At 46.5% G+C, this 12411-nt stretch carries 8 protein-coding genes; 1 reads left to right on the top strand and 7 read right to left on the bottom strand.

The annotated features are described in order from the left end of the window. Positions 1-82: 82 nt before the first annotated feature. The 7 genes from MHH49_RS01900 to MHH49_RS01930 all read right to left on the bottom strand — a co-directional run bounded on the left by MHH49_RS01900 (position 83) and on the right by MHH49_RS01930 (position 10174). Entirely contained in the window at positions 83-1477 is a 1395-nt protein-coding gene (locus MHH49_RS01900) for a family 43 glycosylhydrolase (protein ID WP_036680980.1), read from the bottom strand. A gap of 42 nt (positions 1478-1519) precedes the next feature. Next, positions 1520-3268: a glycoside hydrolase family 2 protein gene (locus MHH49_RS01905; protein WP_036680978.1), complete on the bottom strand. Its 1749-nt coding sequence runs from the start codon at positions 3266-3268 to the stop codon at positions 1520-1522. 27 nt (positions 3269-3295) lie between these two features. Next, on the bottom strand, positions 3296-5077 hold the full coding sequence (locus MHH49_RS01910; protein WP_038569528.1) for a glycoside hydrolase family 2 protein: 1782 nt from the start codon (positions 5075-5077) through the stop codon (positions 3296-3298). Between the two features lie 58 nt (positions 5078-5135). Further along, on the bottom strand, positions 5136-6071 hold the full coding sequence (locus MHH49_RS01915) for a carbohydrate ABC transporter permease (protein ID WP_036680976.1): 936 nt from the start codon (positions 6069-6071) through the stop codon (positions 5136-5138). Between the two features lie 15 nt (positions 6072-6086). Beyond that, positions 6087-7058: an ABC transporter permease gene (locus MHH49_RS01920; RefSeq protein WP_038569527.1), complete on the bottom strand. Its 972-nt coding sequence runs from the start codon at positions 7056-7058 to the stop codon at positions 6087-6089. 11 nt (positions 7059-7069) lie between these two features. Next, the gene (locus tag MHH49_RS01925; protein WP_036680971.1) at positions 7070-8815 is read right to left on the bottom strand and encodes an extracellular solute-binding protein; all 1746 of its coding nucleotides are present in this window, start codon (positions 8813-8815) and stop codon (positions 7070-7072) included. A gap of 405 nt (positions 8816-9220) precedes the next feature. Further along, entirely contained in the window at positions 9221-10174 is a 954-nt protein-coding gene (locus MHH49_RS01930; RefSeq protein ID WP_036680969.1) for a glycoside hydrolase family 43 protein, read from the bottom strand. Between the two features lie 494 nt (positions 10175-10668). On the opposite strand from MHH49_RS01930, the gene ilvD reads away from it, so the two are divergent. After that, positions 10669-12354 carry a dihydroxy-acid dehydratase gene (gene ilvD / locus MHH49_RS01935; RefSeq protein WP_036680967.1) on the top strand — a complete coding sequence of 562 codons (1686 nt, stop codon included), beginning with the start codon at positions 10669-10671 and terminating at the stop codon, positions 12352-12354. Positions 12355-12411: the final 57 nt, after the last annotated feature.

Raw genomic sequence — 12411 nt, forward strand, 5'->3', positions numbered from 1 at the left:
ATTACAACTACAGGCCCTTTCACCTAGAAATGACCTCCGGAAAACCGGAAGCCATCTCGTAGGTCTCTTAGGTTTGTTCGATTCACAATGGCTTAATATCAATGAAATCAATTTCTCCGTAACCTTCGCCTTTGGTAAAACGAAGCTTGTTCATGCCTGCTTTCAGTTGAATCCGGGCTGTGGACAGCCCCCAATTCTCCCACCCTTTATTGGTGATATAGAATGGTCCGGAAGGTCCTGCATTGACACTAAGCTGAAAATTCGACCAATTCCCGCCAGCCGTTCCATTCGCCGTTCGAGCCAAAAGAATATACTCGCCTGCGGCTGCCGCATCAACCGAAAATTCTACGTAACTGTCCGGTGTATCAATATGACCCGCCTTAAGCCCACCCGAGCCCTTGGGACTCGAAGAGGCATAGGCATCGCCGCCAAATGTCCCTTTTTCCGCTTCGTAGCGGGTATGCATGTTTTCACCTGAAGGCAAAGTTATAGGAAGATTAGGGTCAACGGGAATGCCCAGATTAGGTGTATGATCAGCATTCCAGCTGAATTTCTGCATCCGTACCTCGCGGTTCCAGCCAGCGTTGTTGTATTTGGCGACATGGTACATGATCCAATCCTCTTGGCCGTCAGGAGACTTAGTAAACGAATGGTGTCCAGGTCCGTAAAGTCCATTGCCTGAGGAAAAGATAGGCTGATTGCGTTTATTCCATGATGCCGGATTCAACAGATCACTGGAGATGTCTGCGGTGATCAGTCCCAGACAATAATCATTGGTCCAGCTTCCACTTGCCGAGTAGACCAAACTAATGACTTCTCCATTTATAATCACCTGCGGTCCTTCATTCACATTTGGGGAATGAATCGTTTCCCAGCTATACGTTGGTCTTGAAATCTCTACGCGTTCGGAATCAATGGTCCAGGGATTACTCATATGCGCGATATAGAGATTCTGCCGCACATTAACATTCCCCTCCCAGCCGGACCAGATAAAATACAGCTCGCCGTTCACTTGCAGCACAGTACCGTCTATAGCCCACTTATTGCTTGAATCTGTGATCTGGCCTTTGTACTGCCAAGTTCCCTGCATCGGGTCTGCCGCTGTGTTCTCCATTACATACATGCGGTGGTTTACGTTATCTCCGTCGTCCATCGCATAGTAGATATACCAAGCTCCGTTTATATAATGTAGCTCAGGCGCCCAGATGCCGCTACCGCCCGTGTTGACAACTTTAGTAGGCGCTGCATCAATAGTGGTCAACTGGGCTGACTTCCAGAGAGTAACATTGCCACCTGTTGTTTTGGTGAAATAATAGAAGCCATCTGTATGTTTATACACCCATGGGTCCGCCCCGTCCTGCATAACCACGTTGTAAAAGTCATTATGATCAGAGACAGCTAAGGTCACCTTCCCCATTGGAAGAATAAGAAGAACACTTAAGGCTACCAGACATTTTTGCCGGAAATTCACTTTCATAATCTATCACATTCCTTTCGAATGAATAGTTACGTAGCGCCTCTAATCTTCAATTGCAGCCTTACGCGCATTGATGCGGCGGATACGCTCAGGATCGAACTTCGGCTGTCTGTCATAAGTATACAGTCCATTAACTTCCTGCTCCACATCGTACAGCTGGGTATAGCAGAATCCAAACATCAGCGGATGATCTAATAGAACATTCGTCAACCCCTCGTAGCGTTCGATAAACATTTGCTCTGAGGTCGGTCTGTCCCCATACCCCCATGATTTTTCATCTTTCTGCTGTGGGTTCCACCAAATTCCGCCATACTCGCTGATGAAGTAAGGTTGACCTTCATACGTTTGGCGATCCGGGAAGGTATTGAATACTTGACCGCCATGCTTCATAGGTTCATATCTGTCCCGGAACGTCTGCGGATTCTGGTCATAGTCATGAAGATCGAAGATATCTGTAGCCACATGGAAGTTACCGCTTGTATCAATTACGGGACGTGTTGGATCCATACGTTTTGTTACGTCGTAAACAATCTGTAGCACGGCGTTATGCTGCTTCACACCGTCCCGATCCCAGGTCTCATTAAAAGGGCACCAGCCGATCAGCGCGGGATGATTGAAATCACGCTGCATACCTTCGAGCCATTCCGGCAGGAAGTGAGACAGGCTATCCGCTCCAGTAATATTCAGCCCCCAATTGGCATGTTCTCCCCAGACAAGATAACCTAATTGGTCAGCCCAATAAAGATAACGCGGCTCAAAGATCTTCTCGTGAAGTCTTGCGCCATTGAAGCCAAGCCCCATTGAGATTTCGATGTCTCTGCGCAGATCTTCATCAGTAGGAGCGGTATAGATTCCCTCCGGATAAAAACCTTGATCCAGTACTAACCGCTGAAATAAGGATTTCCCATTGATCCGGAATGCCATCCCATCCAGTCGTACCGTGCGGAGTCCAAAATAAGAATGGACCACATCACTCTCCCGTCCCTGACAATGCAAGGATAACTTCAGGTCATACAATCTGGCGTTTCCAACTTCCCATAAGTGAATCTCTGACAGTGGAATCGTAAGTTTTATAGAGGGCCCGGAAACAATCACACTGCTGTCCCCGACGGGTTTGCCGCCATAAAGAGCAGTAGCGCTAAGCGTGTCCCCCGCAACGTTCCCTTGTACCTTCATTTCGAGGTGCACACAGCCATTGTCGGGATCAGCGACAACTTTCAGATTAGACAGATAGGTCTCAGGCACTTGCTCAAGCCATACCGTCTGCCAGATTCCTGTAGTGCGTGTATAGTCGCAGCCGTGCGAATGAAACTGTTCACTCTGCTTGCCCCGCGGCTGTCGCCCCGATCGAACGTCGTCTTCAGCATATACAGTAATCACATTACCGCCCGCTAAAAGATTAGAAGTAATATCAAAGCTAAACGGAGTATATCCTCCGCGATGCGTACCTACGGATACGCCGTTCACCCAGACCTCCGCCATATAATCAACGGCGCCAAAATGAAGGATAACTCTGCCATTTGTCCAGTTCTCCGGCACGGTAAACTCCCTTTTATACCATACAGCAGCCATAAAATCTTTGTATTCTACGCCGGACAGCCTGCTTTCCGGACAGAAGGGCACAGTAATTGTCCCTGAGAGATTATGTTCGTTAACAGGGTATCCGCGTTCCTTCCCACTTTTGCCATGATCAATTTCGAATTGCCACTGGCCGTTCAGATTGATCCACTCTGGTCGAACAAAGTCAGGGCGGGGATATTCAGGACGCGGAAGCGTTGCTTGTTGTGTCATGGTGTAACTCCTTTTAATAAATGTTATTTATTTGATATGCATCATGATGTTGCGGATCGCTTCAAGCGGAGCTTTGGGCTGTCTATCATAGGTGAGCAGTCCGTTGATTTCCTGCTCGACATCCGTCAGCTGGGTATAGCAATAACCTTGGATCACCGGGGAAGTGAACATCGGGTCAACCACAGCCTTGAGCTTCATCAGGAAATCCTCTTCGTTCTCTGCCCCAGAATAACCCCAGCCCTCCCACTCACTTTTCTTGAAGGCAATTCCACCAAACTCGGATACGAGAATCGGCTGGCCTTGATACGAAGCTCCACCGACAAATATTTTGCGGTTGGCCGGCATCGCATTTACAGAAGATTCAGCCGTGGCGTATCTATCCTCCAGCACTTCCTGATGGCTCTCATAGTCATGAATAGTCACCAAATCTGTAGTCATATGCTCCCACCCATCGTTATACACAACAGGTCTCATCTCATCCAAGGATTTCGTTAAATGATACATTGCCAATCCGTGCTGCTGCTGGCGTGTATCAATCTGGACATTGGGAACCCCCCAACTCTCATTAAGCGGAACCCAGGTCACGATACAAGGATGGTTATAGTCGCGCTCGATGATCTCCTGCCATTCCTTCGTGAAGCGGCGGACATACTCCTCGGAATATTCGTAAGCATTGGCTGCCTCACTCCATACCAGCAGGCCGAGCTTATCACACCAATACAGGAACCGGGGATCTTCTGTCTTCTGATGTTTCCTCACCCCGTTAAAGCCCATTTCCTTCGTCAGCTGGGCATCACGTTTCAGCTCTTCGTCTGTAGGTGCGGTTAGTATCCCGTCAGGGAAGTACCCCTGATCCAGCACCAGTCTCTGGAAATATGGGCGGTTATTCAAGCATAGCTTGCCATTTTCAATCGACACCTTGCGCATGCCGAAATAACTCGCCGCTTCATCAATTACTTCCTCATTCCGAAGCAATTGGAATTGAATATCATACAAATTCGGATGCTCAGGGCTCCATAAACGTCCAAGACCATGATCCGCAAAATCCCCCAAGCCGATAGCCCGCAGCTGCTCTGCATTCTTGATCATATATTGATCCTCTGCGATCACTTCACCGTCATACGATACCGTTATGCGCAGCTTGAGCGGATCAGCAGACTTAAATCCTTGCAGAAAGGTCCGAAGCCGGATTTCATTGCGGTCTATATCAGGTGTCATCATAGTTTTACTCAGATGCACTGCAGACAGCGGTTCAAGCCAGACACTCTGCCAGATTCCGGTTGTGCGGGTATAAAAGATGGCAGCAGACTGCTCCAGCCAATATTGCTTGCCCCGCGGCAAGGTGACATCGCGGCTGAAATCCTCTGCGCGCAGTATAATGGTATTATTTCCTTTGATCAGCGAAGGAGTGATATCGGCCTGAAATGGCGTATGTCCGCCTTCATGCACGGCCACCAGCTGACCATTCACCCAGACCTTTGCCAAATAATCAACGGCGCCGAAATGGAGGACAATCCGCTTCCCGTTCCAACCCTCAGGAACTTCGAAAGTTCTTCTATACCACACAACATCATGAAATGAAGGATCTTCAATTCCGCTCAGCTTGCTCTGAAACGCAAAGGGCACTTGAATAACCTGTGAAAATAAACCCTTTGTGTCCGCCCGATACCATTGTTCTTCCTCACCGACATCTTCATCATCAAACGTAAAATCCCATTCTCCATTTAGGCTAAGCCAATCCTTACGGGCAAATTGGGGTCTTGGATATTCTGGACGTGGAACGGATGTGCTGCTTGCTTCTGTCAACATGGTGTACTTCACTCCTATTAAATAATTTCTATATAAGATGAACTTGTTTTTTTGCCCGCTATCCTTTAATCGAACCTACGTAAACACCTTTAACAAAATATTTTTGCAAGAAAGGATATACCATTAATATAGGAAGCGTAGAAACGACAATCGCGCAATACTTAACCAGCTCGCGGAAAGCCGTCTGGCTCTGGGCGCTATCGATGACTACCCCGCCTGCACTGCCGATCGAGGTTGCGGTTGCATCATTAGCTACTAATATTTCCTTCATTAATAGCTGCAGCGGGAACAGCTGTCTGTCCTTCAACAACACCATCGCATTAAACCATGAGTTCCAGTTCCCCACTAAATAGTATAAAAAGATTACGGCCAGCGTAGCTTTGGACAGCGGTAGAATCACATTCGTTAAAATATGGGCCTGACTTGCCCCGTCAATAGTAGCCGCCTCTTCCAATTCCTGCGGAATGGCTTGAAAGCTAGTTCGTAAAATAATAATGTTCCATGTACTTAAAGCACTTGGCAAAATCATGGCCCACAAATTATTGTACAAGCCAATATCCTTCATTAATAAGAACCAAGGAATCAACCCGCCACCAAAGAACATGGTGATTGTAATCAGGATCATGATGAAGTTTTTAAAATACAAACCTCGTCTGGACAATACATAAGCTCCCAGAATGGTCATGATCATGTTGACTAATGTGCCTAACCCTACATATATAATCGTGTTTTTATAGCCGTTGATCAGACTGTTATCTTTAAACACCAGCTTATAGCCATCCAAAGTGAACCCCAGCGGTTTCAGCAAAATCCCTTTATGAGCAATCAACATACCGGGGTCGCTGACGGAAGCAAACAGGATATGCAGGATCGGATAAAAACACACCAAGGTTAATGCGGTCAGCAGAGTATAAAGCGTGCCGTCAAACACTCTGTCGCCGATGGATTTATGTTTTCGTCTTTTTTTCGTTTTACGCTGCAAATTATCTTTCATAGCTGTCCCTCTTTCTTACCATAAGCTGACCTCGGACCTGCGTTTGGCTATTGTATTTGTCATCCAGAGCAGCCCGAAGTTAACGATTGAGCTGACCAAGCCCACAGCCGTAGAATAACTAAGACTGGCTTCTCTTAAACCGCGACGATAAACATAAGAGGCAATAACATCCGCCGTATCATAGATCAGAGGATTGTACAGCAGGATAATCTTCTCGTACCCGGATGACATCAACCCGCCGATGGCAAAAATAAACAGAATGATGATAACTGGGCTGATCTGCGGCAGCGTAATATGCCACATTTTTTTAATCCGTCCCACTCCGTCAATTTCAGCAGCTTCATATAATGAAGTATCGATGGAACTCATCGCCGCAAGGTAGATGATGCTATCCCAGCCGATGCTCTGCCAAATGCCGGAGAAGGTATAAATCGGCCGGAAGAACGAAGAGTAGCCGAGCAGTGAAGAGTACTCTTTTCCGGTAATAAATTGCAGGATTTGCGTGATAATCCCTTCATCTGCGGCAAAGATATGAATGATCCCGCATACCACCACCAGGGAAATAAAGTGCGGCATATAGGTGATCGTTTGGACCACTTTTTTAAACTTAACCCCACGGATTTCGTTCAGCATCAAGGACAGAATAATCGGGGCTGTAAATCCAAAGGCAATCCCCCAAACATTGAGGAGAAGGGTGTTTTTAACGACCCGCCAGAAATAAGGCCCTTGGAAAAAATCAATAAAGTGCTTAAACCCTACCCACTCGCTCTGGCCAAACCCCAGCAGGGGTTTAAAATCCTTGAAGGCGATCATAACCCCCCACATCGGCCCGTAGCAGAAAATCAGGAACCATGCTACAACAGGGACGGCCAACAGATAGACAAACCAGTTCTTTTTCAAATCCTTCTTAATCACTAGCTTGGTATTTTTAGGTTTGGCGTCCTGAGGAGTGGGCTTTATCGCTCTGTTTTTTCGTAACATTTCCATAAAACAACCACCTATCGTTTGTTATATCGATCTAAGGCTGCCTGATGGATACTCAAAAACTCTTCCAGTCCCATGCTCTGAGCTTCTTTCAAAAATTTATCATAGGCATCTACCGGCAGGTCTCCCATTATGATTTTTGCAAAATACTCTCCGCGCAGTGTCGACAGCTGGTTTCCAAGCTCGGCTTCCCGCGAAGCTTCATCCTTGGTAAAAGAAATAGGTGGCATAGCCATACTGGTGTCCATATTTTCTGTCCAATTCTTGCGAATGTCTCCCGAATAACTTCCTTTGGCAGCGATCAGCGGGTTGGAATGATGCTCATCCCGGATATCCGGCCAGTTGTGCATCCGGTATTTCCATAAGGTTGTCGATACGGGCTGACCTTCAGGGTCTTTAAAGATATAACTGTTCTCTGGATAATAAGGCATTCCCGTGTCATCAATCAGGTGGACCGTGCCGTATTCACCAAAGTTAATCAATTCCCAGCCCTTTTTACTGTAATTAAAATCAAGCCAAGCCATTGCCGCTTCTACATTTTTGCTTTGCGTTGTGATCGCAGCTTCGATCCCCGCTCTTTTGAAATTTTTGTACGTGGTTGCGGACTTATCTCCTTTGTTTAGAACCGGGTTCAGTGCCCCCACAAAGTCGATACCGCTTTGCTCTTTCCAATAACTCCACATCGTATCCGGAGAGTCCATCATCATCGCGGTATCTCCCGAAATGGCACTCGCCATTCTCTGGTTAAAGTCTGCCGTTGCCCAGTCCGGGTTCAGTAATCCTTCTTTGTTCCATTGCTGCATGGTGGTCAAATATTCCTTAGCTTTCGGCTGTGCTGGCCCCCAGGCCACTTTGCCATTCTCATCAAGGAACGTCCAATCCCATACTCCATATGCGCCATTTATGATGCCGGTAAAAATCTGGCCGTAAGTAGAGCCGTAATTAAGTGGTGCTTTGTATCCGACTTCCTTTGCTTTTGTCAGGAAGGTATGCCATTCATCAATCGTATTTGGAACTTCAAGCCCTGTTTTATCCAGCGCCTCTTGCTTAATCAACGTTCCAAACCAAGTCCACTCTGAATATGGGGCGATGCCATAAAAGCCAAGCAGCTTGCCGTCATCCGTGACCGTGGTTTTTCTTCTTGATTCATCCGAATTGCGCCACTTCGTATAGTTCGGAGCATTTTTCTCCATCAGATCTGTCAGATCGATATAAGCGCCGTCATTTACGCCCGCTTCAAAACCTCCCGGATAACGTCCCGGCTCAATGATAATGTCAGGCAGTTCACCGGAGGAGATCATCAGCGTGAAGGCATCCGCTTCCTGGCCGATTGGCGGCGTGATGAAGTTTACTTTGATTCCCGTTAATTGCTCCACCTGCTTCTGGACAGCATGATTGTTCATATCCGGAATATTGGAATTCGCAGGCATCCATACATCCAGAACCACATCACCTTTAACAGGATAAGCTGAGTAATCATTTGGAATGACTTCATCGAAAACGTCGCCGAGGTATGTATCATTCAAGGAATGATTAACTTCGTCGATTTGCTCTTGCGTTGGGGCTGTATTGCCGCGTATGTCTGCGCTGATATCTGTAAACTCAACCGGGTCTTTGGCTGTGCTCTCGTTCTCTTTGTTGTTGGAGCCACCGTTATCAGCCCCATTGTTTGCACTGTTGCCACTACATGCTGTTACAGTCGAAATGATCAGTATTAACACAAATAAAAGACTAAAAAAACGCTTTGCATTGTTCTTCATACTTAACCTCCCACTATAAAATATTTGCCACAACGCCTTAAGCAAATCCAAAGCTTGGAACCACGCTCCTTTTTGCCCTGTAGATAACTCCCCTTGATTAATACAGTTTTTCTGTATCTCAGATCGAATTATAAGCATCCAAAATCCATATGTCAACGCTTTCATACAATAATTTTGTAATCTTACGAACTTTTCTCAAACAAATATATGGCTACACCAACTACAAACCTATTAAAAAAACGTACTAAACACCCTGTATTTTGGCGAAAAAACCCTTATAACACAGGCGTTTTTCGTCAATTATTATCGACAGCGAATAAAAATATCTGCATTACATGAAAAGGCCATTCATTACAGTTTTTCTGTAATGAATGGCCTTTTCAATCTTGTTTTTCTGTTTTATTCTTATTCTCCCGACGGTACGGTCTGAGCAAGCGTATCCCTACAAGGAACCCCAAAATCCGGTGTCCCATCCACCTTCCACCCAAATTTCTGGATACGGGTTGCTCGCAAAGACACATCCGCTCCAGCGGAAGGAAGCGCATGATAGACTATCCAATCTTCCTTGCCATCAGGAGATCGTGTGAAGCTATTGTGCCCCGTGGCAAAAATCCCGTTCTCTACACTTTTGCAAAATACAGGCGACATTGATTTTTCCCATGACAGCGGTTGCAAAGGATCTGCCGCTTCGCTCATGGTGAGCATCCCTAGTGCATAATCCTCAGACCAAGTCGTACTTGCCGAATAAACCATGAAAATACGATTGTTGCGCCGCAAAATTACCGGACCTTCGTTAATCGCCATGCCACCTTGCTTCTCCCATGACAGAGTTGGAGCGGTAAGCAGGTGATGTTCCCCTTCCAAGGTCCAAGGATTACTCATTCGCATAATGTAAATAGCCGACCCATAATCAGGGAAATGACCATATCCCGCATACAGAAAGTACAGCTGATCCCGCAATGACATTACTGTTCCATCCAACCCTGGGACAGGTGTCTGCAAAGCACCTCTCCATACCCACTGCCCTTCCAGCGGGTTTGCCTCTTCATTCTCCAGCACGCAAATCCGTCGTGAATCGTCGCCTCCTCCGTCATTCGCAGTGTAGTAAATGTACCATTTGTTGTCCAAATGATGAATTTCCGGCGCCCACAGATTGTAACTGTAGCTGCCCCCCGGTTCGGGAGACCAGATCACTTTCTTGTCGCCCTCCGCAAGGCCGGTCAAGGTTCTAGATCTCGTCAGCTCCAGACATTTAGCTTTTGTGGCCATAAAGTAATAATATCCATCGGTATGTTTGAATACCCATGGGTCTCCTGAGCTTGCTACAATTGGATTTAAATAAGTTGTACGCTGTGACATTCCCTTTCCCTCCTTAGCTTTTCATCCCCGTAAAAACGATCCACCGCGGCGATAATAATACACAAATCCCGATTTTCCAGCACCTCCCATAAAATAATAACTCCCATCATACTCAGCTCTCCTAAAGTTGTCTAGAGTGGTAAATAGATACATCCGAACCCTGATCCATTTTCCAAATAAAGCACTTTCCTTTCGAAAATGAGCTTTTCCTCCACTTCCCACGCTTTGCGTCAATCGACAAACTTCACATTGTCCGGTAGAAAAAACGTGCTCTTTGTGATAGACTCACTAATAACAATGACTTCTCCGTTCATTTTAGGCGGTAACTGTTTATACCAAAACAGCGGCTTTTTTTATAGAAACGGCATCGCTTTTCTTATTCAGGAAGCAGGTCCCCGTTCTTTCTATAAACCGTATATACGCAGGTCTTTGGAGTTCATTGCGTTAATGCGACACTATATTTGATTGAAATTCATTTAGGGGGGAATGTCATTATGGCAGCCAAGAAAATGCGTTCAGACATGATTAAAAAAGGCTTTGACCGTGCTCCACACCGTAGTCTCCTGAGAGCAGCCGGAGTAAAAGAAGAAGATTTCGGAAAGCCGTTTATTGCGGTCTGCAATTCCTATATTGATATTGTTCCAGGGCATGTGCATTTGCAAGAGTTCGGTAAAATCGTTAAGGAAGCGATTCGCGAAGCTGGTGGCGTTCCTTTTGAATTCAATACGATCGGCGTAGATGACGGAATTGCTATGGGACATATCGGCATGCGTTATTCACTGCCAAGCCGCGAGATCATCGCTGACGCCTTGGAAACCGTAGTTTCCGCGCATTGGTTCGATGGCATGGTCTGCATCCCTAACTGTGATAAAATTACACCGGGCATGATGATGGGCGCACTGCGTGTTAACATCCCAACCATGTTCGTAAGCGGCGGCCCAATGAAAGCCGGCGTAGATAGTAAAGGTAACAAGCTCTCTCTGACCTCGGTATTTGAAGGCGTTGGTGCTCACCAAGTCGGCAAAATCAACGATGCAGAGTTGCTTGAATTAGAACAATTCGGTTGTCCAACCTGTGGATCTTGTTCCGGAATGTTCACTGCCAACTCCATGAACTGCCTTGCAGAAGCACTTGGACTGGCATTGCCAGGTAACGGTACAATTTTGGCTGTTGCTGATGAGCGTAGAGAATTTGTTCGCAGATCCGCAACACAACTGATGGAATTGATTAAGCTGGATCTTAAACCAAGAGATATCGTAACTAAAGAATCCCTTGATAACGCATTTGCACTGGATATGGCAATGGGTGGTTCTACTAACACAGTGCTGCACACCCTTGCATTAGCTCAAGAAGCAGGTATCGATTATCCGCTTGAACGCATTAACGAAGTTGCAAACCGTGTTCCATATCTGGCTAAGCTGGCTCCAGCTTCTGATATCTTTATCGAAGATGTGGACCGTGCGGGCGGCGTTAGTGCTGTATTGAATGAACTGCTGAAGAAACCAGGTGCTCTGTTCGGGGAATGTATGACCGTTACCGGCAAAACATTAGCCGAGAACGTAATCGGACACGAGATCCAAGATACTTCCGTAATTCATACTATCGACAACCCTTACTCCGAAAGAGGCGGTCTGGCCGTACTTTACGGAAACTTGGCTCCTGAGGGTTCTATCATCAAGGTTGGTGCAGTTGATGCTTCAGTAGGCGGATATCATAAAGGTCCTGCGATCTGCTTTGATTCCCAAGAAGCTGCACTGGAAGGTATCGCCAACGGTAAAGTTAAAGAAGGCCATGTAGTCGTTATCCGCTATGAAGGTCCTAAGGGCGGACCTGGAATGCCGGAAATGCTGGCGCCTACTTCACAAATCGTGGGTATGGGGCTGGGTGCTAAGGTCGGTCTGATTACAGACGGTCGTTTCTCGGGGGCTTCCCGCGGAATCAGTATCGGTCATATCTCTCCAGAAGCAGCTGAAGGCGGTCCGATCGCTTTTGTTGAGGATGGAGACATCATTGAACTGGATCTCAACAACCGGAAGATTGAATTGCTGGTTGAAGAAGAAGTATTAGCAGTTCGTCGTACAGGTTGGAAAGAATTCGAACCTAAAGTTAAAACTGGTTACCTGGCTCGTTACTCCAAAATGGTTACCAACGCAAGTAACGGCGCTGTGCTGAAGATCTAATCCCTTTAGCAGAAAAGAATATTAAAACAAGCAAGAGCAGTCCCACCTTAGTATTTT

Origin of the sequence: Paenibacillus sp. FSL F4-0122 (genome assembly GCF_038002845.1) — a bacterium.
GTDB lineage: Bacteria > Bacillota > Bacilli > Paenibacillales > Paenibacillaceae > Paenibacillus_AQ > Paenibacillus_AQ odorifer.

Bases quoted from the DNA above. Each gene is read 5' to 3' on its own strand.
- MHH49_RS01900 (WP_036680980.1), bottom strand. From the start codon at position 1,477: ATGAAAGTGAATTTCCGGCAAAAATGTCTGGTAGCCTTAAGTGTTCTT.
- MHH49_RS01905 (WP_036680978.1), bottom strand. From the start codon at position 3,268: ATGACACAACAAGCAACGCTTCCGCGTCCTGAATATCCCCGCCCTGAC.
- MHH49_RS01910 (WP_038569528.1), bottom strand. From the start codon at position 5,077: ATGTTGACAGAAGCAAGCAGCACATCCGTTCCACGTCCAGAATATCCA.
- MHH49_RS01915 (WP_036680976.1), bottom strand. From the start codon at position 6,071: ATGAAAGATAATTTGCAGCGTAAAACGAAAAAAAGACGAAAACATAAA.
- MHH49_RS01920 (WP_038569527.1), bottom strand. From the start codon at position 7,058: ATGGAAATGTTACGAAAAAACAGAGCGATAAAGCCCACTCCTCAGGAC.
- MHH49_RS01925 (WP_036680971.1), bottom strand. From the start codon at position 8,815: ATGAAGAACAATGCAAAGCGTTTTTTTAGTCTTTTATTTGTGTTAATA.
- MHH49_RS01930 (WP_036680969.1), bottom strand. From the start codon at position 10,174: ATGTCACAGCGTACAACTTATTTAAATCCAATTGTAGCAAGCTCAGGA.
- ilvD (WP_036680967.1), top strand. From the start codon at position 10,669: ATGGCAGCCAAGAAAATGCGTTCAGACATGATTAAAAAAGGCTTTGAC.